The sequence below is a fragment of the Mesorhizobium sp. AR07 genome, from assembly GCF_024746815.1.
In the GTDB taxonomy this organism is placed as follows: Bacteria; Pseudomonadota; Alphaproteobacteria; order Rhizobiales; family Rhizobiaceae; genus Mesorhizobium.
The window spans coordinates 6,381,797-6,403,909 of the sequence record NZ_CP080525.1; the positions used below are offsets into that span (position 1 = coordinate 6,381,797).

Below are 22,113 nucleotides of genomic sequence, written 5' to 3' on the forward strand. Positions count from 1 at the left end.
TCAACGCTTGGAGGCCGCCGCTTCGGTGCCTGCGGTGTTGAGGCCAGCAATGGTCGATTTGAGCGCCGCTTCGCCTTGCCCGCAAAAAATCTCGCTCATGATCAGTTCCGGCAGCGGCAAGCGGCGGCCCCAGCCATGCGTTTCGAGATCCGGTTTAGGCGCGAACTCCGAGACACGGCCGACGCAGAGATAGGCGATCGGCGTCACATGCTCGGGAATGGATAGCAGGCTTTTCAATGCCTGCGCCTCGATGATGCTGACCCAGCCGACACCGACGCCTTCGGCGCGCGCCGCCAGCCAGAAATTCTGCACCGCGCAGACCGTGCTGTAGAGATCCATCTCCGGATTGTGCCAGCGCCCCAGCGGCGAACCCTGCGAGCGCTGGCGGTCGCAGGTGATGCAGATGTTGAGCGCGCTTTCGCAGATGCCCTCCAGCTTGAGCTTGCGGTAGAGCGCTTGCCGCTCTTCCTCGATGGCCGGCAGTTCCTGTTCGCGTGCCGCCAAAAACAGGTCGCGGACTTTTTCCCGTCGCCCGGCGTCGCGGATGACGATGAAATTCCAGGGCTGCATGAAGCCGACAGACGGCGCATGGTGAGCGGCAAGCAGCAGCCGTGCCAGCACCTCGTCGTCGAGTGCGGTGGGCAGAAAATGGCTGCGCACATCGCGCCGCGTGAACATGGCGCGATAGACCGCATCGCGCGCACTCTGGTCAAATCCGTCGCCAACAGGAGCGGTCATGGTTTCCGGCATCGCGTGTCCCCTTGCGATTGCAGTAGATGCCGCCCGCCTGACCATGCGGATGACGATGTCTGCCAGGCCGGTCTTCTGGCTCGGGATCAACCCGCGTCCGGCGCCTTCCCGTCAAAAGACAGTGGCATTTACCGGCGCGGTCCCCCTTACAGCGTTGGGCACGCCACGGAGTTCAACCGTGTTCCCGATTCTCCCGTTTGCGGCGGGCACCAGGCAGCGGTGGCGACCTTACGCCGAAGCACTGACGACGCCAATGCCTGCAGCGACACCAATGGACGCAGGCGTGATTTTCCCCAGCCATCAGCCGCCTGCTCATGGCCTTTGTCGATCCAGGTCACTAGATTAGGGCAATGGTCACTCGTCTCTACACCCATCCGATATTCCTCGAGCACATCACGCCGCCCGGTCATCCCGAGCGGCCCGACCGCTTGCGCGCCATCGAGCGGGTGCTCGACGACGAGGCCTTCGCCGGGCTCGATCGCGTCCAGGCGCCGGAAGGCGACGAGGCGACGATCCTCTACGCGCATCCCGCCGATTTCGTCGCCCGCGTGCGCGCCGCCATTCCCGACCAAGGCATCGCCCGCATCGACGCCGACACCACCGCCAGCCCGAAGAGTTGGCAGGCGGCGATCACGGCGATCGGTGCCGCCAATGCCGCCGTCGATGATGTTTTCACAGGCCGCGCCGACAATGTCTTCGTCGCCGCGCGGCCGCCCGGCCATCATGCCGAAAAAACCACGGCGATGGGTTTCTGCCTCTTCAACACGGCGGCGATCGCAGCGCGCCATGCGCAGAGGAAACATGGCGTCGAGCGTGTCGCCGTCGTCGACTGGGACGTGCATCACGGCAACGGCACACAGGATATTTTCTGGGACGACCCGTCGGTGCTCTATTGCTCGACGCACCAGATGCCACTCTATCCCGGCACCGGGGCAAAGAACGAGACCGGCGCCGGCAACATCGTCAACGCACCTTTGGCGCCGCAAACCGGCAGCGAGGTTTTCCGCGATGCCTTCCTGTCGCGCGTGCTGCCGGCGCTCGACAGTTTCGCGCCCGACCTGATCATCATTTCGGCCGGTTTCGACGCGCACCACCGCGACCCGCTGGCCGAGATCAATCTGACCGAGGATGATTTCGACTGGGCAACCGGCCAGCTGATGCAGCGCGCCACGCGCCACAGCGGCAACCGGCTCGTCAGCCTGCTCGAGGGTGGCTACGATCTGCAGGGACTGGCATTTTCGGTCGCCGCCCATGTCGGGCGGCTGATGAAAGGATGAATGATGGCTGGTGAGACCAACGAAGACGTCAAGGCGATGAGCTTCGAACAAGCACTCGACGCGTTGGAGAAGATCGTCGATGATCTGGAGCGCGGCGACGTGCCGCTCGACCAGTCGATCCGGATCTATGAGCGCGGCGAGGCGCTGAAGGCGCATTGCGACCGGCTGCTGAAGGCCGCCGAGGACAAGGTCGAGAAGATCAGGCTGTCGCGCGACGGCAAGCCGGTTGGAACGGAGCCGCTCGACGCGGACTGAGGCGCGGTCCGAATGATGGTCTTGCCTCACCGGTTTTTGGACATGATCATGATCGAGGATAGAACTCGTCCCGATTGAAAGGGCTTCAGGACAAGAGGAGGTTCGGAAACGATGTGCAGAAACATCAAGACCCTGTTCAATTTTGATCCGCCGGCGACCCATGACGAGGTGCGCGACGCGGCACTTCAGTTTGTCCGCAAACTGAGCGGAACGACGCGGCCCTCGAAACAGAACCAGCACGCGTTCGACCATGCCGTCGAGGCCATCGCGGCGTCGGCGCGCGAGCTTCTCGATTCCCTCGAGACCCATCAGCATCCTCGCAATCGCGAGGAGGTGGCAGCCAAGTTGCGGGCAAAAGCGGCGGTCCGTTTTGCCTAATGCGGCTAAGCAGGCACGGCCGCTGACAAGGAGAGTCCATGAGCTTCTTCCCTGGGAAAGACCCTGAAGTCGGCGATGCTTTTGCCAGCGACCAGATCGAGCTGATGGTCATACCGAACGCCAAGGACATTGGCGGTTTCCAGGTGCGCCGCGCTCTGCCGACCGCCAAGAGGCGGCTGGTCGGGCCTTTCATCTTCTTCGACCGCATGGGTCCGGCGATCCTGCGCGCCGGCCAGGCGCTCGATGTCCGTCCGCATCCGCATATCGGGCTGTCGACGGTGACCTATCTGTTCGACGGCAAGATCAGACATCGCGATTCGCTCGGCACCGAAATGGTCATCCAGCCCGGTGACGTGAACCTGATGACCGCCGGCCGCGGCATCGTCCATTCCGAGCGCACGCCGGAGGAATTGCGTGGTGCGCCGATGTCGATCTCCGGCCTGCAGACATGGTTGGCATTGCCGGATGGCAAGGAAGAAGTGGCGCCGGTGTTCGAGAACACCGCGGCACTTCGGCTTCCCGAGATCGATGCCGAAGGTGTCAGTGGGCGCGTTGTCATCGGGGACTTCCAGGGATTGCGGTCCCCGGTGAGAGCCGACTCCGAGACGCTCTACGCCGACCTGAGACTGGCGCCTGGGGCCAGCGTGAAAATCCCGGCCGATGCGGAAGAACGCGCCATCTATACGCTGGAAGGCGAGGTCTCGATTTCAGGTGATGTATTTCCGGCTGAGCGCTTGTTGGTGTTCCGGCCCGGTGACGAGATCGTCGTATCGTCGCAGGCAGGGGCACATTTCATGCTGTTTGGCGGCGCTTCGCTTGGCTCGCAACGCTACATCTGGTGGAATTTCGTCTCGTCCTCCAAGGAGCGTATCGAACAGGCCAAGCAAGAATGGAAGACGGGCCGCTTCGATATCGTTCCCGGCGATGAGGAAGAGTTCATCCCATTGCCGGAAAGCTAAGCCCGATCCGCGTCACTGACACGCATTTACATTCGTTGGCCGGCGGCCTATTTCGCCCTTGAACAGAAAGCCCGAGCAGGCCTACCCGTGAACGCAACGCCGCATACGCCGCTTCTCGACAGGGTCCGCATCCCGGCCGACCTGCGCACGCTTGCCGAGAGCGAGCTGCCGCAACTGGCATCCGAGCTTCGTGCCGAACTGATCGACGCGGTGTCCCACACCGGTGGCCATCTTGGCGCCGGCCTTGGCGTGGTCGAGCTGACGGTGGCACTGCACTATGTCTTCAACACCCCGGATGACCGGCTGATCTGGGATGTCGGCCATCAGGCCTATCCGCACAAGATCCTGACCGGCCGCCGCGACCGCATCCGCACATTGCGCCAGGAAGGCGGCCTGTCCGGTTTCACCCGTCGCGCCGAGAGCGAATACGATCCCTTCGGCGCCGCCCACTCCTCGACATCGATATCGGCGGGTCTCGGCATGGCCGCCGCCCGCGACCTCTCCGGCGGCCGCAACAATGTCATCGCCGTCATTGGCGACGGCGCGATGTCGGCCGGCATGGCCTACGAGGCGATGAACAATGCCGGCGCGCTCGACGCTCGCCTGATCGTCATCCTCAACGACAACGACATGTCGATCGCGCCGCCTACCGGCGCCATGAGCGCCTATCTGGCGCGCCTGGCCTCGGGCAAGACCTATGTGGGCCTGCGCGACTTCGGCAAGAAACTGACCTCCCATCTCGGCAAGCGGGCAGATCGCGCGATTACCCGGGCGGTCGAACATGCACGCGGCTACGTCACCGGCGGCACGCTGTTCGAAGAGCTCGGCTTCTATCATATCGGCCCGATCGACGGTCACAATCTGGAACACCTGATCCCGGTCCTCAGGAATGTCCGCGACAATGGCGAAGGCCCGGTGCTGATCCATGTCGTCACCCAGAAGGGCAAGGGCTATGCGCCGGCGGAAGCCGCCGCCGACAAATATCACGGCGTCAACAAGTTCGATGTCATCACCGGCGCGCAGGCCAAGGCGCCGGCCAACGCACCGGCCTACACCAAGGTGTTCGCCGAAAGCCTGGTTAGGGAAGGCCGCGAGGACGACCGCATCGTCGCCGTCACCGCCGCCATGCCGAGCGGCACCGGTCTCGATCTGTTCGGCGAAGCGTTTCCGTCAAGGACCTTCGATGTCGGCATCGCCGAACAGCACGCGGTGACCTTCGCCGCCGGCCTTGCCACGGAAGGCTACAAGCCGTTCGCGGCGATCTATTCGACCTTCCTGCAGCGCGCCTACGACCAGGTCGTCCACGACGTCGCTATCCAGAAATTGCCGGTGCGTTTTCCCATCGATCGCGCCGGCTTCGTCGGCGCCGATGGCGCCACCCATTGCGGCGCCTTCGACACCACTTTTCTGGCGACCTTGCCGGGTTTCGTCGTCATGGCGGCGGCCGACGAGGCGGAACTGCGCCACATGGTGCGCACCGCGGCAAGCTACGATGACGGCCCGATCGCCTTCCGCTATCCGCGCGGCAACGGTGTCGGCGTCGACATGCCCGAGCGCGGCTCGGTTCTCGAAATCGGCAAGGGCCGCATCGTCAAGGAAGGCACCAAGGTGGCACTCCTGTCCTTCGGCACGCGGCTGCAGGATTGCCTCATCGCCGCCGAGGAGCTTGCCGCTGCCGGGCTTTCCACCACGGTCGCGGACGCGCGTTTTGCCAAGCCGCTTGACGAGGATCTGATCCGCCGGCTGGCCCGCTCGCACGAGGTCCTGGTGACGGTGGAAGAGGGCGCCATCGGCGGCTTCGCTAGCCATGTGCTGCAATTCCTCGCTCATGAGGGCCTGCTGGAAAGCGGCCTGAAGGTGCGCCCGCTGGTGCTGCCCGACGCGTTCACCGACCACGCCAAGCCGGAGAAGATGTATGCCGATGCCGGGCTCGACGCCGCCGGCATCGTGCGCACCGTATTCGTCGCCCTTGGCCATACAGCCCGCGCCCAGCGCGCCTGAATCAAAATCTCAACGACTTGAACCGGTTCGCCGGCTTGATGCCTTAACGCATTGTTAACGCTTTCCTTTGGCGCTTTGCTTACCGCGTCTCTTGGCCGTTTTTCAACGGCGCCCTGCTAGATCGTGATCAGGCAGGGAGACAATAACAATGAAGACGCTTCTGTGCGGCGTGGCGCTTTCAGCGGTCATTGTTGCGGCGGCCGCTGCCGAAACGCGCTATGATCGCAGCCTTGAAAAGGCGGCCATGGGCATCATCGCCGGCAAGATGGGCGATCTCCGCGGCGCCTTTTCCTACAAGCAGGTGCCGCAACTGGTAGTCGTGCCAGACCCTGGTGCGGCGCCTGCGGTCCCGCCCGAGCACCCACGCGAGCAGGCCTCGGGGGATCGGGACGACGGTTTGTCTCCAGCCATAGAGCGCCAGGTTTCGCGAACCATCTTCTAGCGCCCTTGCCATCGTCGTCGGCTTTCGCCATGAAGACCGATGAATTCGCCTCTGCCAGCCAGCATCCGCCAGCGGCTCGACGACCTGCTCGTCCAGCGCGGCCTGTTTGTCAGCCGCTCGCGTGCGCGCGACGCTGTCGAACGCGGCACGGTGACGGTCGACGGCGTCATTGCCCGCAAGCCCGGTCAGAACGTCTCGCCGCAATGCCTGATTGCCATCGATGATCCCGCGCAGGGCTATGTGTCGCGCGCGGCGCTCAAGCTGATCGGCGGGCTCGACCATTTCGGCCTCGATCCCGCCGGCCGCGAAGCGCTCGACATCGGCGCCTCGACCGGCGGCTTCACCCAGGTCCTGCTCGAGCGCGGCGCTGCCCATGTCACCGCCATTGATGTCGGTCATGGCCAGATGCATCCCGATATCGGCGGCGATCCGCGTGTAACTGTTATCGAGGGCCTGAACGCTCGCGATCTTATCGTCGCCGATCTTGGCGGCCGTATCCCGGATTTCATCGTTTCCGATGTCAGCTTCATTTCGCTGAAACTGGCGCTGCCGCCGGCGCTTGCCATTGCCAAGGCTGGCGCCGCCGCCATGTTTCTGGTCAAGCCACAGTTCGAGGCGGGCCGCGAAGCGATCGGCAAGGGCGGCCTGTTGAAAGACCCCTACGATGCCGCCCGTGTCGCCGGCCTGGTGCAGGATTGGCTCGACGCGGTTCCCGGCTGGCGCTCGCTCGGGCTGCATCTGTCGCCCATCGAAGGCGGCGACGGCAATCGCGAATTCCTGCTCGGTGGGATCAAGGATCGATGAGCGCGCGCTTCAGCATCAGGAAACTCGGCGCCCAGGGCGACGGCATCGCCGAGACCGAGAGCGGCGATCTGTTCATTCCCTTCACATTGCCCGGCGAAACCGTCACCGCCGCGCGCGAAAAAGACCGCGCGATGCTGATGGCGGTGCTTGAGGCTTCGCCGCTGCGCATCGATCCCGCCTGCCGCCATTTCACCGAATGCGGCGGTTGCGCGCTCCAGCATTTCGAAGCCGAAGCCTATCGCCAGTGGAAACGCGAGAAGGTGGTGCACGCCCTGAAAGGCAAGGGCATCGATGGCGACATCGGCGAACTGGTCGCCTGCGCCCCGCACACGCGCCGCCGTGTCGTGCTCGCCGCGCGGCGCACCGATACGGGCATGCTGCTCGGCTTCAATCGCCATCTGTCGCCGGAGATCATCTCCATATCGGAATGCCCGATCTCACTGCCCGAGATCGTCAGCGCATTCGATAGGCTGAAGGCGCTCGCCGAATTGATCTGCGCCACCACCAAATCGTTCCGGCTGGCGGTCACCGTGACCGGTTCGGGCCTCGATGTCGCGGTCTACGAGTCAGGAAAACTGGGTGAGAACCAGCGTCGGGTCGCCTCCAACTTCGTCTTGGCTCAGGGATTTGCCAGGCTGTCCATCGATGACGAGATCATCATCGAGCCACGGAAGCCCGTGGTCACGTTTGGCGGTGTTGCCGTTGCCATTCCGCCCGGCGCCTTCCTGCAGGCAACCGAGGCCGCCGAACAGGCGATGGCCGATATCGTCGTCGGCCATTTGAAGCGTGCCAAGAAGGTCGCGGATCTTTTCGCCGGTTGCGGCAGCTTTGCCTTGCGGCTTGCGGCCAAATCGGAAGTCCATGCAGTCGAAGGCGACGCGGCCGCCCTTTCGGCGCTTGACCGGGGATCGCGCTTCGCGACCGGCCTGAAGCGGGTGACGGGCGAACGCCGCGACCTGTTCCGCCGCCCACTGACGTTCAAGGAATTGAACGCCTTCGACGGCCTCGTGTTCGACCCGCCGCGGGCAGGCGCCGAGGACCAATCTAAGCAGATCGCCCGCTCGGATGTTCCCTTCGTTGCCGCTGTATCCTGCAATCCGGTGACGCTGGCGCGCGACCTGCGCATCTTGCTGGACGGCGGCTACACCTTGAAAAGCGTCACGCCGATCGACCAGTTCCTGTGGTCGCCGCATGTCGAGGCGGTCGCCCTTCTGGAGAAGCCGAAACGCAGGCGTGCCTGAAGCCGGACAATGATCACGTTTGGTTGAGACCGGAATAGCGCCGCAAAGCCGCCTTGTTGCGCCCGCCTAGTTGGAGTTCCCGCGCGGAGGAGGCCCTTCCGCGCTGTCGTTGCTCTCACCTGACGGTTGATCGTAATGCGGACGGTCTCGAAGTATCTTGCTTTCTTCCTCGCTCTCTCCATCTTTGCGCTCGGGTCGACGGTCGGCGCTGTCGCGCAGAGCGAAAAACGCCTTGCCTTCGTCATCGGCAACGCAGCCTATCCGTCCGGAGCACTGGCGACGCCGGCCAACGACGCCGGCCTAATCGCGCAGACATTGCAGGCGGCGGGGTTCGACGTTGTCGGCGCGCGCGACGTCGACCAGGAATCGCTGCGTGGCGCCTACCGCGATTTCCTCGCCAAGGTGACGGCAGCCGGTCCCGACGCGGTGGTGGTTGTCTATCTCGCCGGCGAAGGGTTGCAGTTCGAGGGCGAGAACTATTTCGCACCGGTCGATGCTCAGATAGCGAATGCCGCCGACGTGCCGATGGCGGCGGTGCGGGTTTCCGATCTGACCAAACCGCTCACCGCATTGCCGACGAGGGTCAACATCGTCGTGCTCGATGCGGCGCGGCCAAATTCCTTCGCGCAGTCCAACCAGCCGCTTGCCGGCGGCCTGGCGCTGGTCGATCCCGACCCGAATATGATGATCGCCTTCAATGCCGCCCCGGGCACGGTAGCGCCTGAAGGCAAGGGGCCGTACGGTGCCTATGCCCAGGCGCTCGCCGAGATGATCCGCGATGGCGGCCTGCAGCTGGGCGACGTTTTCGACCGGACCCGGCTGCGGGTCAACGAAGTGACTGATGGCGCGGAGGTGCCCTGGAACGCCTCCAAGATCACGCAGCCCTTTGTCTTCTTCGACCGCGGTCCGGACGCGCCTGCGCAGCAGGTTTCGGCAGCGGAAGTCAGGACCACGCGGGCCAAGGCGATCCGCGACTTCGACGCGCATGACGCCTATGTCGCCGCCCTCGACCGCGACACGATGCGCGGCTACGAAGACTTCCTGGTGGCCTATCCCCACGATCCGATGGCCAAGCGCGTGCGTGCGATCCTGGCGGCGCGGCGTGAAGCCATCACATGGCGCCAGACCTGGCTGCGGGATACGTCCGAAGCCTACTGGTCCTATCTCGAGCGCTACCCGCACGGCCCCCACTCCTGGGATGCCCGCCGGCGGCTGGAGCATTTCGAAGCTGACCTGGAGCCGCCGCAGAGCTTTACCGTCTATGACTATGATGTGCCGCCGCCGCCGCCGGAAGAGATCGTCTACGTCGACCGGCCCGTGCTCTATTTCGATGATCCCGAGTTTGGCTTCGATCCGCCGCCGCCCGTGGCCGTGATCTTCCTGCCGCCGCGGCCGCGCGACTTCATTGAATTGCCGCCACCGCCGCCGCCGGTTGGAATATTCCTTTTGCCGACGCCTGTCTTTGTGCCGGTGCCGGCCTGGGTGAACCCGCCGCAGGACATCTTGCCGCCGCCGAACAATGTCATCTTCAACAACATCCACAACACCACCATCGTCAACAACAACACGACGATCAACGAGAACCAGGGTGGCCTCACCACCGGCCAGAAACTGACCGCTGGCGCCGTCGGCCTCGGTGCGGCGGCACTGGCGGCCAAGGTGGCGCTGCCGGCCTTCCTGCAGAAAAAGGAAGCCACGCTGGCCAAGGTCAATCCGGGCGGCCCGCCTTTGAAGCTTGTCCCTAAGGGACAACAGACCGGAAGCCCGCCGCTGTCCAAAACAGCGCCGGCGGACAAGCTGGCCGGTCACGCCTTGCCCGGCGCCGACGGCAAGACGCTGCCGCTCGTCAACGGCAAGCCGGTTCTCAATGGCAAGCCGGCCCTCAATGGCCAGCCGGTCCTTAATGGCAAGCCGGTCCTCAATGGTCAGAACCTGCCAAACGACAAATCCGGGAAGCGCAAGCAAGGTGTTGCCGCCGCAAACGCCGCGGCGAGCGCCAATGGAGCATCTCCGGCGACGAATGGACCGGGCAATGGACAAGGCAAGGGCGCCAAGTTGCGCAAGCTCCCGGCTGGCGGCGGCACGCCCGTTGGCACCGGACAGAACGCCCAACCGAAACAGAACGCCCAACAGAAACTGAAGGCCAGCAGCGGTCAGGTCGCGGCCGGCGGCAAATTCAAGAAACCTCACGGCCAGGATGTGAGCAATCCAGGCTCGACGAACGGTTCGGTCAACGGGCAGGGGAAGGCACCCAAGTTCCGCAAGCCGCCGACCGATGCCGGGCCGGCGGCCAACAAGGTCCCGAACAGCAATCCGCAGCGTCAGCTGAAGCTGCAGGACAAGCCGAAGGTACAGGTGCTGTCAAAACCGCAGAAGCCGCAATTCCAGGCGCAGCGGCAGCCATCGATACAGCAAAAGCCGCAGCCGCAGCCGCAGCCTGGAAAGAAGCCGCCATGCGGACATCCCAACGAACCTGCCTGCAAAAAATAGGCGGGCGCTCATCACAACTGCGTGGTCGGCCACTGCCAAGATTGCGCGGTGTCCAGACTCGCTGATACCAGTCAAATCTGGGCAGGGGGCGCTCAAGGAGAGACTATAATGAGGATTGCAAGCGTTCTGACGTCTATCGCCCTGGCGGGGTTCATCGCGACGGGAGCCGCCGCGGCAGCGACGACAGCGGCCACCACGACCACAACGGCGCCAGCCACAACCACGACCGCACCGACGAAGAAGTCGGCGCCTGCTATGACACCTCAGAAAACCGCGATTTCGAAGCAATGTTCCGCACTTGCGGACGCCCAGAAGCTGCACGGCAAGGCACGCGAAAAGTTCCGGGCTGACTGCAAGAAGAACGGCGGCAAAGCCGGCTGATTATCGGCTATCCCCGGCGAAGGTGTCGCGCCCGCGTGCCTTGCCGGGGAGGCTCGGAGCAATTCTGGAAACGGCAATGGTCAGACCTCGCGGACGCTGTCTTGCCCCGCGGCCCGCGCGGCTTTGATGAACTTGCGGTCGAAAGTCGCAAGTCCGACGCAGTGCGCGGATTTGCCCAGATGCAAGGCATCCGCGAAATCCATTCCCGTTTGGGCCAGATCGAGCGCGGAGGAGACGGTGGCGGCATCCTCCATCTCAACGGTGGGGAGCCCACCGAACGCCCGCAGGCCCCGAACGATTTCGGCCTGGCCGTAGCCATAGGCGCTGCGCAGCACCCATTCGGCCTCCAGGATCACCGTAGTGGCTACAAAGACCGGTTGGCCGTCGATCAACTGACGAGCGCGCGGTGACTGCTCGGGGTGATCGCCTGTAAGGTAACGAACGATGACGTTGGTATCAATCGCGAGCATGGCGACGCCGCGCCTCGGCGAGCACGCCCGCGTCCATTTCTTCCAGCGTCTTGGGTTCGCCGCTATGTGGCAGGGAACCAAACACGTCTTCTGGCCGCGTCTCGGCAAAAGCCGGAGCCGGCTTCAAAAGCACGCCCTCCGGTGTGTCCTCGACCTGCAGGCGTGTGCCTGCGCCCCATTCCCTGCGTTTCCGGATGACGCTGGGCAGGATGACCTGCCCCTTGGTCGAGACGGTAGTTACGAGCTTTTCCGGAGCAGCCATGGCAGTTCAGCCTTGATGTAAGACAACTGTAAGATAGCCGGAGATTACGCCGGCTTCAAGGCTATGAAGCCTCGACGGCCGATCAATCAAACCCGCGTGCCGCCCACCGTCATCTGGTTCATGCGCAAATGCGGCTGTCCAACGCCGACCGGGACGCCCTGTCCGGCCTTGCCGCACATGCCGATGCCGGTGTCGAGCTTCATATCGTTGCCGATCATGGAAACGCGGTGCATGGCATCCGGCCCGTTGCCGATCAGCATCGCGCCCTTGATCGGCTGCGTCACCTTGCCGTTCTCGATCATGTAGGCCTCGGTGCAGCCGAACACGAATTTTCCCGAGGTGATGTCGACCTGGCCGCCGCCGAAGGAGACGGCATAGATGCCGTTCTTGACCGAAGCGATGATTTCGTCAGGCTCCATGTCGCCCGCCGTCATGTAGGTGTTGGTCATGCGCGGCATCGGTTGGTGGGCATAACCTTCGCGCCGGCCGTTGCCCGTCGCCTTCATGCCCATCAGCCGGGCGTTCTGGCGATCCTGCATGTAGCCGACCAGCTTGCCGTCCTCGATCAGCACGTTGCGGGCGGAAGGCGTCCCTTCATCATCGACAGTCAGGGAACCGCGCCGCTCGGGCATGGTGCCGTCGTCGACGATCGTCACCCCCTTGGCGGCGACCTGCTGGCCCAGCAGGCCGGCGAAGGCCGAGGTCTTCTTGCGGTTGAAATCGCCTTCCAGCCCATGGCCGACGGCTTCGTGCAGCATGACGCCCGGCCAGCCGCTGGACAGGACGATATCGAAGGTGCCGGCCGGCGCCGGTATGGCCTCGAGATTGACCAGCGCTTGCCTCAGCGCCTCCCTGGCGGCGTGCTTCCAGCTGTCCTCGACGAGAAAATCGCCAAAGGCCTTGCGTCCGCCCATGCCATAGGAGCCGCTCTCCTGGCGGTCGCCGTCGCCGACGACGACCGAAACGCTGACCCTGACCAGCGGGCGGATGTCGCGCACCACCTGGCCGTCGGCGCGCACGATCTCGACGTGCTGCCACGATGAGGTCAGCGAGGCCGAAACCTGGCGCACGCGCGGATCCTCGGCGCGCAGCCAGGCATCGATTTCCTGCAGCAGCTTTGCCTTGGCCTCGAAGGAGGGCGAGGGGATCGGATTCTCGTCGCCATAGAGATGGCGGTTGGTGCGGGCGGGTGCCGCGGCCAGTGTGCCGGAATAGCCGCCCTTGACGGTTGAAACGGCGTCGGCCGCGCGCAGCAGAGAGGCCTCGGACAGGTCGCTGGAATGGGCGTAGCCGCTGGCCTCACCGGCAACGGCACGCAGGCCGAACCCCTGGTCGGTGTTGAAGTTGGCGGTTTTCAGCCGGCCATTGTCGAACATCAGCGCTTCGCTTTCGCTGTATTCGAGGAACAACTCGCCATCGTCGGCGCCGTTGATGGTCTCAGTGACGATCTGCTTGATGCGATCGTCTGAAATGTCGAATTGGCCGATCAGGCTGTTCATGGCGCGTCCGTTCACAGGAGGAATAGTTCTTTGCCACGATGTAGGCGCGAAGGCGCGCCGAGACAATCGTCCCGCCGCGTTGTGAAGACAAATGCGACCGCAGACCGTCAGGACCGGGTCTTTGGCAAGCGCCTGACGGTCAGGGCAGGGCGGCGAAGCCGTCGGCGAAACCCTTGAGGTCGACTGGGATGCCGATGCCTTCTTCCGGGGTCTGGAAGACGATGAAGGTGGCCGACGTGCCGGTCTTCAGCGTGTCGAGCAAGGGCTTTTCGAGAATGACCTCGGCATAGCAGCCGTCCTGGAAACAGCGCACGAAATAGGCGCGGCCAATGTCCTTGCCGTCGACATTGAGGCCGAGCCCGTTGGGCAAAAGCACGCCGAGCGGCGCCAGCACGCGCAGGATTTCCGCCTTGTTGTCGGCGGTGCGCAGCACGACGACCGACAGCCCCATCTCGGGCCGGTCCTCGGCGACGACGTTCTGCATCATCACGCATTGCTCTGATGTGGCGCCGGCCGGCGTGTCGCAGATGATCGACCACGCGCCATGCGTCGAGCGGACAGTGCCGCTCGGCTGCACGGCATTGGCCGTACCGTAGAAGCCTGTCGCGGACAAGACGGCGAGAAAGATGACCTTCGCCAAGGTTCTCGAAAGCCCAAGTCTCGAAAGCCAAGAGTTCATGACGGCTCCATTGCGAATCACGGCACTTTAAGCCGCGCCAAAGCCAAGTAAAGGACGAGACCGCAGCCGGTCTGCCCCGAAAAAGCCAATACGGCGCTTTTCCCTGCCAATTTCGCCCGAATTGCGACGCTTGGCACGCCCAGCCGGCGGGAAGGTGCGGTTGCCCGAATATACGCGATTCGGGGCCGTTGCCGTTGCCTTCAAAGGCACATCCGGGCTTGCGCGCAAAAATGCCGCACGGTTTCGTCCGCTCCTTTCTTGCGGAGGGAAAAAGAGTATGGTTTGAACCAGCTTGAGACGGTCGGGATTCCCCTCCCGGCATGGTTCGATATTCTCGTGGGCACAGCCGCGAGAAACTGGGAGACGATGAGGGCGATGAGAAAATTCCTAGCAGGCGCAATTGCCGCTGCCGCGTTTTTCGCCGGCGCATCCGCCCATGCAGATCAGCCCAGGGACTGGGAGACCGGCTTCCAGGCACCGGCGACCGATATGATGCGGCAGATCGAGTGGTTCGGAAACTACACGATGTGGTTCATCATCCCGATCACTGTCCTGGTGCTTTTTCTGCTCGCCTACTGCATCATCAAGTTCCGGGCGAGCGTGAACCCAGTGCCTTCCAAGACCAGCCATAACACGCTGATCGAAATTATCTGGACGGTTGGACCGGTCGTCGTGCTGCTTTGCATCGCCATTCCTTCGTTCCAGTTGCTGACCGCGCAATACACACCGCCGGAAGAAGCCAAGCTGACGATCAAGGCCACCGCCAACCAGTGGAACTGGGACTACGAGTACCAGCTCGACAAGACGCTTTCGTTCAATTCCGCGATCCTGCAGGAGGCCGACCGGGCCAAGGCCGGCAAGCAAGACCGCGCGGTCTATCCGCGGCTGCTCGCCGTCGACAACGAGATGGTCGTGCCGGTCAACACCATGACCCGCGTGCTGGTGACCGCGGCGGACGTCATCCACTCCTTCGCCATGCCTGCCTTCGGCATCAAGATGGATGCGGTTCCCGGACGGACCAACGAGACCTGGTTCAAGGCCAACAAGGAAGGCCTTTACTACGGCCAGTGCTCGCAGCTCTGCGGCAAGGACCATGCCTTCATGCCGATCGCCATCCGCGTCGTCTCCGACGCGCAGTACAACAGCTGGCTGGCAGCAGCCAAGACCGACCTGCCTGGGGCCAACAAGGCGCTGATGGCCGAGGTCGACGGCGTGAACAAGGTAGCGGCCGCCGGCAACTGATGCCGCGGCCAGAAAAAGATTAGGGAACGGAGCGGAACATGGCAGACGCTGCAGCTCACGACGACCACGACCACAAGCCGTATCACGGCTGGGTCCGGTGGGTGTATTCCACCAACCACAAGGACATCGGCACGCTCTATCTGATCTTTGCGATCTTCGCCGGCATCGTCGGCGGTGCCTTGTCGGTCGCCATTCGCATGGAGCTGCAGGAGCCGGGGATCCAGATTTTCAGTGGCCTCGCGCAGATGGTCTACGGCATGAACGGCGACGCCGCGATCGACGGCGGCAAGAGCATGTACAACGCCTTCGCCACCGCGCACGCGCTGATCATGATCTTCTTCATGGTCATGCCGGCCCTGATCGGTGGGTTTGCCAACTGGATGGTGCCGATCATGATCGGTGCGCCTGACATGGCTTTCCCGCGCATGAACAACATCTCCTTCTGGCTGCTGCCGCCGGCCTTCATCCTGCTGCTCACCTCGATGTTCATGCCGAGTGCTCCGGGCGCCTACGGCGTCGGTGGTGGCTGGACGCTCTATCCGCCGCTGTCGACTTCGGGCCAGCCCGGACCGGCGATGGATCTGGCCATCCTGTCGATTCACATTGCCGGCGCTTCGTCGATCCTCGGCGCCATCAACTTCATCACCACCATATTCAACATGCGCGCGCCGGGCATGACGATGCACAAGATGCCGCTGTTCGCCTGGTCGGTGCTGGTCACCGCCTTCCTGCTGCTGCTGTCGCTTCCGGTGCTGGCCGGCGCCATCACGATGCTGCTCACCGACCGTAATTTCGGCACGACCTTCTTTGCGCCGGACGGCGGCGGCGACCCGATCCTGTTCCAGCACCTGTTCTGGTTCTTCGGTCACCCGGAAGTCTACATCCTGATCCTGCCGGGCTTCGGCATCATCAGCCACATTGTCTCGACCTTTTCGAAGAAGCCGGTGTTCGGCTATCTCGGCATGGCTTACGCGATGGTGGCGATCGGCGCGGTCGGCTTCATCGTCTGGGCCCACCACATGTATACGACCGGCCTGTCGCTCGACACGCAGCGCTATTTCGTCTTCGCCACGATGGTCATCGCGGTCCCGACGGGCGTGAAGATCTTCTCCTGGATCGCCACGATGTGGGGCGGGTCGATTTCGCTCAAGCCGCCGATGCTGTGGGCCTTGGGCTTCATCTTCCTGTTCACGATTGGCGGCGTCACCGGCGTCCAGCTGGCCAATGCCGGTCTCGACCGCTCGCTGCACGACACCTATTTCGTGATCGCTCACTTCCACTACGTGCTGTCGCTGGGCGCGGTCTTCGCCATCTTCGCCGGCTGGTACTACTGGTTCCCGAAGATGACCGGCTACATGTATTCATTTGCCATCGCCAACACCCACTTCTGGGTCACCTTCATCGGCGTCAACCTGATCTTCTTCCCGCAGCATTTCCTCGGTCTTGCCGGCATGCCGCGCCGCACCATCGACTATCCGGACGCATTTGCCGGCTGGAACATGGTGTCGTCCTACGGCTCGTATATCTCGGCCGTTGGTGTGGCGATCTTCCTCTACGGCGTGTTCGAGGCTTTCCAGAAGAAGCGGGTGGCCGGTGCCAATCCGTGGGGCGAAGGCGCCACGACACTGGAATGGCAGCTGCCTTCGCCGCCGCCCTTCCACCAATGGGAGCAGTTGCCGAAGATCAAATAAGGCGGCAGCCTGCATGGAATCGAAACCGCCGGTCTGCCGGCGGTTTTGGCCAAACGGAATGATGGACTTGAGTACGCATGGCCCTAGTCGACAAAACCAGGATTGACGAAGCGGGCTTCCGCATGTCGGAAGCGACGGCGGGCGATTTCTTCGCCCTGCTGAAGCCGCGCGTCATGTCGCTGGTGGTGTTCACGGCTTTTGTCGGGATGGTCGCCGCACCGGTGACCGTCAATCCGCTGCTGGCGGTGATCGCGATCCTGTCGATCGCCATTGGTGCTGGCGCCTCCGGTGCGCTCAACATGTGGTACGACGCCGACATCGACGCGGTGATGACGCGCACCGCGTCCCGTCCCGTGCCGGCCGGTCGCATCCTTCCCGGTGAGGCGCTGGGCTTCGGGCTGGTCCTGTCGGTGCTGTCGGTGATGACGCTCGGCGTGCTCGCCAACTGGCTGGCGGCGACGCTGCTGGCCTTCACCATCTTCTTCTATGCCGTCGTCTATACGATGTGGCTGAAGCGCTGGACGCCGCAGAACATCGTCATCGGCGGTGCGGCCGGCGCCATCCCGCCGGTCATCGGCTGGGCCGCGGTAACCGGCAGCGTCAGCCTGGAAAGCTTTGTCCTGTTCCTGATCATCTTCCTGTGGACGCCGCCGCATTTCTGGGCGCTGGCGCTGTTCAAGTCCGAGGACTACGCCCGCGCCGGCATTCCAATGATGCCGAATGTCGCCGGTCATGCTTCGACCCGCCGTCAGATTTTCGCCTATGCTCTGGTGCTGGCGCCGGTCGGCGTGCTGCCATGGCTGCTGGGCTACACCACGCCGATCTATGGTGTCGCCGCCGTACTGCTTGGTTTGGGTTTTGTCTGGTACGCGTGGAAGGTCCTTGATATGGCCGACGACGACCGAGTGATGAAGCCGGCCAAGGCCTTGTTCGCCTATTCGCTGCTCTATCTCTTCGCCATCTTCGCTGCCTATCTCGCCGACAGCGTTGTCGAGCGCGCGCTTGCCATGGGTGGAGCATGACCATGATCGAAGAAAAACTCGAACTGGTCACGCTGACCGAGCGACAGAGGAAAGCCAGACGCAACCGCTCCGTCGGTATCGGTCTGGCGCTAGCGGTGCTGGTCATCATTTTCTACATCGCGACGATCGTGAAGTTCGGCCATCACGTCTCCGGATCGATGTGAGGACGACGATGAGCAGCGCGACAGTCACCGATCCGACGAAGAAGAACACAAACCGCATCGTCGCGTTCGTCTGCCTTGTCTTCTTCGGTGGCATGATCGGCATGGCCTATGCCGCGGTGCCGCTCTACAAGATGTTCTGCCAGGCGACGGGCTATGGCGGCACGACGCAACGTGCCGAGAAGCAGTATGCCGGCCGCGTGCTCGACCGCGAGATTACCGTCCGCTTCGATGCCAACATCGCCGGTGTGCCGTGGGATTTCCAGCCTGTCCAGCGCTCGATGACGATGAAGATCGGCGAGACGGTGCAGGCGCACTATCAGGCCACCAACAAGTTCGATCACCCCGTTACCGGCCGCGCCACATTCAATGTACAGCCGGAACTGGCGGGTCCCTACTTCAACAAGGTCGAGTGCTTCTGCTTCACCGATACGACGCTGAAGCCCGGCGAGACCCTGGACATGCCGGTCCTGTTCTATGTGGACCCCGACATCGTGAACGTACCGGAACTGAAGGACGTGAAGACGATCACCCTGTCCTATACGATGTTCCCGGTCGAGAAGAGCAAGCCGGTGGCATTGTCGGAGCCGGTCCAGGGCAACAGCAAGACAATTTCGAATACCGAAGCAAATCTCGGGGGTTGATATGGCAGACGCGCACGCAAAACCACACCATGACTATCATCTCGTCGACCCGAGCCCATGGCCTTTCCTGGGGTCGATCGGCGCGCTGGTGACCGCGATCGGCGGCGTCTGCCTGATGCAGTATCTCAAGGCCGGCAACTTCCCGATCTTCGGCTTCAACATCGCCAATCCGTGGCTGTTCTTCATCGGCATGGCGATCGTCCTCTACACCATGTTCGCCTGGTGGTCGGACACGATCAAGGAAGCGCATGAGGGCCACCACACGCGCGTCGTGTCGCTCCATTTGCGCTACGGCATGATCATGTTCATCGCTTCCGAGGTGATGTTCTTCGTCGCCTGGTTCTGGGCTTATTTCGACGCCAGCCTGTTTCCGAGCGAGGTCCAGAATTACGCCCGCACCGCTTTCACCGGCGGTGTCTGGCCACCGAAGGGCATCGAGGTTCTCGATCCCTTCCATCTGCCGCTCTACAACACCGTGATCCTGCTGCTGTCGGGCACCACGGTCACATGGGCGCACCATTCGCTCATCCATGGCGATCGCAAGGGGCTGATCAACGGCCTGGTGCTGACCGTCGGCCTCGGCATGCTGTTCACCATGGTGCAGGCCTACGAGTACATGCATGCTCCGTTCGCCTTCAAGGATTCCATCTACGGCGCCACCTTCTTCATGGCGACCGGCTTCCACGGCTTCCATGTCATCATCGGCACCATCTTCCTGCTGGTCTGCCTGATCCGGGCGATGAAGGGCGATTTCACGCCCAAGCAGCATTTCGGCTTCGAGGCTGCTGCCTGGTATTGGCATTTCGTCGACGTGGTCTGGCTGTTCCTGTTCTCATCGATCTACGTCTGGGGATCGGTCGGCGCGGTGATCGAAGGCCACTGATAGAGCCCCATCTCGATTCGTCGGGATGGAAGAGGCTCCAGGATTTCGGGGAGGCGGCCGCGGCGAAGTGGCCGCCTTCTTCTTTTCGGCGCAATGATCGCCGATCGATGCCCGATGCGGCTGACAATTTGCCATCTGCACATGCATGATCGCGATAGTTCCGACCTTTGCCGACGGTGGCATGATCATGATCCACGGCCAGCCAAATGGTTTCGGCTGGTGGGGCTGGCTGCTTCAATTGGTCGACTGGACCGACGGCTGCATTGCGGTTACGGACTCCGACATGGACGAAATCTGGGCAATGGTGGCCGATGGCACACCGATCGAGATCGAGCGGTAAGCAATGAGCGACGACAAGGCGATTTGGCCACCGATCGATCCGATTTCGGCCGGCCTGCACGGCCGCTGCCCGCGCTGCGGCGAGGGGCGGCTGTTTTCCGGTTTCCTCACCGTCGGCAAGCGCTGCACCAATTGCGGGCTCGACTATTCCTATGCCGATGCCGGCGACGGGCCGGCAGTCTTCGTCATCCTGATCATCGGCTTCATCATCGTCGGCCTGGCGCTCTGGGTTGAAGTCACGTTGAGCCCGCCGCTCTGGCTGCATCTGCTGATCTGGATCCCGCTGGCTGTTGTGCTGTGCCTGACGGCGCTCCGGCTGATCAAGGGCGTGCTGCTGACGCTGCAATACCGCAACAAGGCGGCCGAGGGCCGGCTGGATCGCGGCGAATGAGCGAGGCATCCGCCAGAGCTGGTGGCCGTTCGCGGCCAAGAACGGCATTGCTGCTCGGCCTTGGCCTGGTCCTACTGCTGATCCTGCTGGCGCTCGGCACCTGGCAGGTCCAGCGCCTGTACTGGAAGGAGGGTCTTCTGCAGACCATCGACCAGCGCACGCATTCGGCGCCGCGGCCGTTGGCCGAAGTCGAAAAGGAGTCCGCCTCGACCGGAGACGTCGACTATACGCCCGTCACCGTCAGCGGCACTTTCCTGCATTCCGGCGAGCGGCATTTCTACGCGACCTGGGAAGGTGAAGCCGGTTTCAACGTCTACACACCGCTTGCCCTCGACGACGGCCGCTTCGTGCTGATCAATCGCGGCTTTGTGCCCTACGACCTGAAAGACGCCGCCAAGCGTGCTCAGGGGCAGGTGACGGGCAAGGTGACGGTCACCGGGCTCGCCCGCAATCCGCTGCCGGCAAAGCCGTCGATGATGCTTCCCGACAACGACGTGGCGAAGAACATCTTCTACTGGAAGGACCGCGACGTGATGGCGGCGAGCGCCGGGCTGCCGGCGGGCGCAGCGCTGGTGCCGATCTTCATCGACGCCGACAAGACGCCAAATCCGGGCGGATTGCCCGTCGGCGGCGTCACCATCATCGACCTGCCGAACAGCCATCTGGAATATGCGATGACTTGGTATGGGCTTGCCGCCGCACTCGCCGCCGTGCTCATCTTGCGGCTTCGCCGTCCCGCGAAAGAGGAATGAAGGCGACCGACGCCCCCCTTTCTACCGATGCACTTGACAGGGCAGGGGTAGGCACCGCATTTCGGCGCTGACAAACCGGCCAGGATTTAATGCTTCAGACAACCACCAAGCCTCCGCTGACGATCCGGCTCTGCCAGCCGCGCGGTTTTTGCGCCGGCGTCGATCGCGCCATCCAGATCGTGGTGCTGGCGCTGAAGAAATATGGCGCGCCGGTCTATGTCCGCCATGAGATCGTGCACAACCGCTACGTCGTCGAGGGGCTGCAAAGCCTTGGCGCCGTCTTCATCGAAGAGCTCTCCGAGATCCCGCCCGAGCACCGCCAGAGCCCGGTCGTGTTTTCGGCGCATGGTGTGCCGAAATCGGTGCCGGCGGACGCGCAGGCGCGCAACCTGTTCTATCTCGATGCCACCTGCCCGCTGGTGTCGAAGGTCCACAAGCAGGCGATGCGCCATCAGCGGCTTGGCCGCCATGTGCTGCTGATCGGTCATGCCGGACATCCCGAGGTGATCGGCACCATGGGCCAGCTACCGGACGGCGCGGTGACGCTGGTCGAGACCGAGGCCGACGCGGCCAGGCTTGAGTCTGCAGATTCGCAGGCGCTCGGCTTCGTCACCCAGACCACGCTGTCGGTCGAGGACACTGCCGGCATCATCCGCGCCTTGCAGGATCGCTTTCCGCAATTGCATGCCCCGGCAGCGGAATCGATCTGCTACGCCACCACGAACCGCCAGGAGGCGGTCAAGGAGACCGCGGCCGGCGCTGACCTCTATTTGATCGTCGGCGCGCCCAACTCGTCCAATTCGCGGCGTCTTGTCGAAGTGGCGGAGCGCGCCGGCGCCTCGATGTCGCTTCTCGTACAGCGTGCCTCCGAGATTCCGTGGAATGACATCGCCGGCATCTCGACGCTCGGCCTGTCGGCAGGGGCATCGGCGCCTGAGATCATCGTCGAAGAGATCATCGACGCGTTCCGCCAGCGCTTCGATGTCACGATCGACCTGGCCATCACGGCCACGGAAACGGAGGATTTTCCGGTCATGCGGGTACTGCGCGATGTCGAACTGACGCGAGCTGACATGGCTTTCGTCAATGGAGCCGCGTAA

24 protein-coding genes, 1 pseudogene and 1 riboswitch are annotated in these 22,113 nt (G+C 63.3%); of the genes and pseudogenes, 20 read left to right on the forward strand and 5 right to left on the reverse strand.

The genetic code is table 11. The annotated features are described in order from the left end of the window. Positions 1-738, reverse strand: coding sequence for a 5,6-dimethylbenzimidazole synthase (gene bluB / locus BPNPMPFG_RS31410; protein ID WP_258592421.1), 738 nt, complete (start codon positions 736-738; stop codon positions 1-3). A 60-nt stretch (positions 739-798) separates the two neighbouring features. Continuing rightward, positions 799-979: riboswitch (cobalamin riboswitch) on the reverse strand. 121 nt (positions 980-1,100) lie between these two features. On the opposite strand from bluB, the gene BPNPMPFG_RS31415 reads away from it, so the two are divergent. From BPNPMPFG_RS31415 to BPNPMPFG_RS31460, 10 genes are all read left to right on the forward strand, one after another. Then, positions 1,101-2,027: a histone deacetylase family protein gene (locus BPNPMPFG_RS31415; RefSeq protein WP_258592422.1), complete on the forward strand. Its 927-nt coding sequence runs from the start codon at positions 1,101-1,103 to the stop codon at positions 2,025-2,027. 3 nt (positions 2,028-2,030) lie between these two features. After that, positions 2,031-2,282 carry an exodeoxyribonuclease VII small subunit gene (locus tag BPNPMPFG_RS31420; protein ID WP_013532792.1) on the forward strand — a complete coding sequence of 84 codons (252 nt, stop codon included), beginning with the start codon at positions 2,031-2,033 and terminating at the stop codon, positions 2,280-2,282. 111 nt (positions 2,283-2,393) lie between these two features. Next, positions 2,394-2,660: a DUF2277 domain-containing protein gene (locus BPNPMPFG_RS31425; protein WP_258592423.1), complete on the forward strand. Its 267-nt coding sequence runs from the start codon at positions 2,394-2,396 to the stop codon at positions 2,658-2,660. Between the two features lie 38 nt (positions 2,661-2,698). Beyond that, entirely contained in the window at positions 2,699-3,619 is a 921-nt protein-coding gene (locus BPNPMPFG_RS31430; RefSeq protein ID WP_258592424.1) for a pirin family protein, read from the forward strand. An 87-nt stretch (positions 3,620-3,706) separates the two neighbouring features. Further along, a complete protein-coding gene (gene dxs, locus BPNPMPFG_RS31435; protein WP_258592425.1) occupies positions 3,707-5,620 on the forward strand; it encodes a 1-deoxy-D-xylulose-5-phosphate synthase in 1,914 nt (637 codons plus the stop codon). 148 nt (positions 5,621-5,768) lie between these two features. After that, positions 5,769-6,062: a hypothetical protein gene (locus tag BPNPMPFG_RS31440; RefSeq protein WP_258592426.1), complete on the forward strand. Its 294-nt coding sequence runs from the start codon at positions 5,769-5,771 to the stop codon at positions 6,060-6,062. A gap of 39 nt (positions 6,063-6,101) precedes the next feature. Beyond that, positions 6,102-6,866, forward strand: a complete 765-nt coding sequence (locus BPNPMPFG_RS31445) for a TlyA family RNA methyltransferase (protein WP_258592427.1) — start codon at positions 6,102-6,104, stop codon at positions 6,864-6,866. Next, entirely contained in the window at positions 6,863-8,107 is a 1,245-nt protein-coding gene (locus BPNPMPFG_RS31450) for a class I SAM-dependent RNA methyltransferase (RefSeq protein ID WP_258592428.1), read from the forward strand. Before BPNPMPFG_RS31445 ends, BPNPMPFG_RS31450 begins: the two co-directional genes overlap by 4 nt. Positions 8,108-8,242: 135 nt before the next feature. Beyond that, complete coding sequence (locus BPNPMPFG_RS31455) at positions 8,243-10,597, forward strand: caspase family protein (protein ID WP_258592429.1); 2,355 nt, start codon at positions 8,243-8,245, stop codon at positions 10,595-10,597. A gap of 108 nt (positions 10,598-10,705) precedes the next feature. After that, positions 10,706-10,978, forward strand: a complete 273-nt coding sequence (locus tag BPNPMPFG_RS31460) for a hypothetical protein (protein WP_258592430.1) — start codon at positions 10,706-10,708, stop codon at positions 10,976-10,978. Positions 10,979-11,058: 80 nt separating this feature from the next. Here BPNPMPFG_RS31460 and BPNPMPFG_RS31465 read toward each other — a convergent pair whose 3' ends face one another. The 4 genes from BPNPMPFG_RS31465 to BPNPMPFG_RS31480 form a co-directional block, all read right to left on the reverse strand. Beyond that, positions 11,059-11,448, reverse strand: a complete 390-nt coding sequence (locus BPNPMPFG_RS31465) for a type II toxin-antitoxin system VapC family toxin (RefSeq protein WP_258592431.1) — start codon at positions 11,446-11,448, stop codon at positions 11,059-11,061. Continuing rightward, positions 11,435-11,710, reverse strand: a complete 276-nt coding sequence (locus tag BPNPMPFG_RS31470) for an AbrB/MazE/SpoVT family DNA-binding domain-containing protein (protein ID WP_258592432.1) — start codon at positions 11,708-11,710, stop codon at positions 11,435-11,437. Before BPNPMPFG_RS31470 ends, BPNPMPFG_RS31465 begins: the two co-directional genes overlap by 14 nt. An 86-nt stretch (positions 11,711-11,796) precedes the next feature. After that, complete coding sequence (gene tldD / locus BPNPMPFG_RS31475) at positions 11,797-13,209, reverse strand: metalloprotease TldD (protein ID WP_258592433.1); 1,413 nt, start codon at positions 13,207-13,209, stop codon at positions 11,797-11,799. 139 nt (positions 13,210-13,348) lie between these two features. Further along, positions 13,349-13,888 carry an invasion associated locus B family protein gene (locus tag BPNPMPFG_RS31480; RefSeq protein WP_258592434.1) on the reverse strand — a complete coding sequence of 180 codons (540 nt, stop codon included), beginning with the start codon at positions 13,886-13,888 and terminating at the stop codon, positions 13,349-13,351. A gap of 375 nt (positions 13,889-14,263) precedes the next feature. Between BPNPMPFG_RS31480 and coxB the strand changes: the two genes are divergently transcribed. The 10 genes and pseudogenes from coxB (at position 14,264) to ispH (ending at position 22,113) form a co-directional block, all read left to right on the forward strand. Continuing rightward, entirely contained in the window at positions 14,264-15,130 is an 867-nt protein-coding gene (coxB, locus tag BPNPMPFG_RS31485) for a cytochrome c oxidase subunit II (protein ID WP_258592435.1), read from the forward strand. Positions 15,131-15,168: 38 nt separating this feature from the next. Next, positions 15,169-16,821 carry a cytochrome c oxidase subunit I gene (gene ctaD / locus BPNPMPFG_RS31490; RefSeq protein ID WP_258592436.1) on the forward strand — a complete coding sequence of 551 codons (1,653 nt, stop codon included), beginning with the start codon at positions 15,169-15,171 and terminating at the stop codon, positions 16,819-16,821. Positions 16,822-16,898: 77 nt separating this feature from the next. Then, a complete protein-coding gene (locus BPNPMPFG_RS31495; RefSeq protein WP_258592437.1) occupies positions 16,899-17,843 on the forward strand; it encodes a heme o synthase in 945 nt (314 codons plus the stop codon). Next, a complete protein-coding gene (locus BPNPMPFG_RS31500) occupies positions 17,840-18,007 on the forward strand; it encodes a cytochrome c oxidase system small membrane protein (protein ID WP_495885004.1) in 168 nt (55 codons plus the stop codon). The genes BPNPMPFG_RS31495 and BPNPMPFG_RS31500 overlap by 4 nt, the downstream gene beginning before the upstream one ends. Positions 18,008-18,015: 8 nt before the next feature. Then, complete coding sequence (locus tag BPNPMPFG_RS31505; RefSeq protein ID WP_258592438.1) at positions 18,016-18,648, forward strand: cytochrome c oxidase assembly protein; 633 nt, start codon at positions 18,016-18,018, stop codon at positions 18,646-18,648. A 1-nt stretch (position 18,649) separates the two neighbouring features. Further along, a complete protein-coding gene (locus BPNPMPFG_RS31510; RefSeq protein ID WP_258592439.1) occupies positions 18,650-19,531 on the forward strand; it encodes a cytochrome c oxidase subunit 3 in 882 nt (293 codons plus the stop codon). 175 nt (positions 19,532-19,706) lie between these two features. Further along, positions 19,707-19,871 (forward strand): annotated as a pseudogene (locus BPNPMPFG_RS31515) (L,D-transpeptidase family protein); the annotation flags it as partial. A 3-nt stretch (positions 19,872-19,874) separates the two neighbouring features. Further along, positions 19,875-20,261, forward strand: a complete 387-nt coding sequence (locus tag BPNPMPFG_RS31520) for a DUF983 domain-containing protein (protein ID WP_258592440.1) — start codon at positions 19,875-19,877, stop codon at positions 20,259-20,261. After that, on the forward strand, positions 20,258-21,013 hold the full coding sequence (locus BPNPMPFG_RS31525; RefSeq protein WP_258592441.1) for an SURF1 family protein: 756 nt from the start codon (positions 20,258-20,260) through the stop codon (positions 21,011-21,013). Before BPNPMPFG_RS31520 ends, BPNPMPFG_RS31525 begins: the two co-directional genes overlap by 4 nt. Before the next feature lie 89 nt (positions 21,014-21,102). Beyond that, positions 21,103-22,113 carry a 4-hydroxy-3-methylbut-2-enyl diphosphate reductase gene (ispH, locus tag BPNPMPFG_RS31530; RefSeq protein WP_258592442.1) on the forward strand — a complete coding sequence of 337 codons (1,011 nt, stop codon included), beginning with the start codon at positions 21,103-21,105 and terminating at the stop codon, positions 22,111-22,113.

Bases quoted from the DNA above. Each gene is read 5' to 3' on its own strand.
- tldD (WP_258592433.1), bottom strand. From the start codon at position 13,209: ATGAACAGCCTGATCGGCCAATTCGACATTTCAGACGATCGCATCAAG.
- BPNPMPFG_RS31450 (WP_258592428.1), top strand. From the start codon at position 6,863: ATGAGCGCGCGCTTCAGCATCAGGAAACTCGGCGCCCAGGGCGACGGC.
- BPNPMPFG_RS31480 (WP_258592434.1), bottom strand. From the start codon at position 13,888: ATGAACTCTTGGCTTTCGAGACTTGGGCTTTCGAGAACCTTGGCGAAG.
- BPNPMPFG_RS31445 (WP_258592427.1), top strand. From the start codon at position 6,102: ATGAATTCGCCTCTGCCAGCCAGCATCCGCCAGCGGCTCGACGACCTG.
- BPNPMPFG_RS31420 (WP_013532792.1), top strand. From the start codon at position 2,031: ATGGCTGGTGAGACCAACGAAGACGTCAAGGCGATGAGCTTCGAACAA.
- BPNPMPFG_RS31455 (WP_258592429.1), top strand. From the start codon at position 8,243: ATGCGGACGGTCTCGAAGTATCTTGCTTTCTTCCTCGCTCTCTCCATC.
- BPNPMPFG_RS31495 (WP_258592437.1), top strand. From the start codon at position 16,899: ATGGCCCTAGTCGACAAAACCAGGATTGACGAAGCGGGCTTCCGCATG.
- ctaD (WP_258592436.1), top strand. From the start codon at position 15,169: ATGGCAGACGCTGCAGCTCACGACGACCACGACCACAAGCCGTATCAC.
- bluB (WP_258592421.1), bottom strand. From the start codon at position 738: ATGACCGCTCCTGTTGGCGACGGATTTGACCAGAGTGCGCGCGATGCG.
- BPNPMPFG_RS31505 (WP_258592438.1), top strand. From the start codon at position 18,016: ATGAGCAGCGCGACAGTCACCGATCCGACGAAGAAGAACACAAACCGC.
- BPNPMPFG_RS31415 (WP_258592422.1), top strand. From the start codon at position 1,101: ATGGTCACTCGTCTCTACACCCATCCGATATTCCTCGAGCACATCACG.
- BPNPMPFG_RS31425 (WP_258592423.1), top strand. From the start codon at position 2,394: ATGTGCAGAAACATCAAGACCCTGTTCAATTTTGATCCGCCGGCGACC.
- BPNPMPFG_RS31500 (WP_495885004.1), top strand. From the start codon at position 17,840: ATGACCATGATCGAAGAAAAACTCGAACTGGTCACGCTGACCGAGCGA.
- ispH (WP_258592442.1), top strand. From the start codon at position 21,103: ATGCTTCAGACAACCACCAAGCCTCCGCTGACGATCCGGCTCTGCCAG.
- BPNPMPFG_RS31440 (WP_258592426.1), top strand. From the start codon at position 5,769: ATGAAGACGCTTCTGTGCGGCGTGGCGCTTTCAGCGGTCATTGTTGCG.
- coxB (WP_258592435.1), top strand. From the start codon at position 14,264: ATGAGAAAATTCCTAGCAGGCGCAATTGCCGCTGCCGCGTTTTTCGCC.
- BPNPMPFG_RS31465 (WP_258592431.1), bottom strand. From the start codon at position 11,448: ATGCTCGCGATTGATACCAACGTCATCGTTCGTTACCTTACAGGCGAT.
- BPNPMPFG_RS31460 (WP_258592430.1), top strand. From the start codon at position 10,706: ATGAGGATTGCAAGCGTTCTGACGTCTATCGCCCTGGCGGGGTTCATC.
- BPNPMPFG_RS31510 (WP_258592439.1), top strand. From the start codon at position 18,650: ATGGCAGACGCGCACGCAAAACCACACCATGACTATCATCTCGTCGAC.
- BPNPMPFG_RS31430 (WP_258592424.1), top strand. From the start codon at position 2,699: ATGAGCTTCTTCCCTGGGAAAGACCCTGAAGTCGGCGATGCTTTTGCC.
- BPNPMPFG_RS31525 (WP_258592441.1), top strand. From the start codon at position 20,258: ATGAGCGAGGCATCCGCCAGAGCTGGTGGCCGTTCGCGGCCAAGAACG.
- BPNPMPFG_RS31470 (WP_258592432.1), bottom strand. From the start codon at position 11,710: ATGGCTGCTCCGGAAAAGCTCGTAACTACCGTCTCGACCAAGGGGCAG.
- BPNPMPFG_RS31520 (WP_258592440.1), top strand. From the start codon at position 19,875: ATGAGCGACGACAAGGCGATTTGGCCACCGATCGATCCGATTTCGGCC.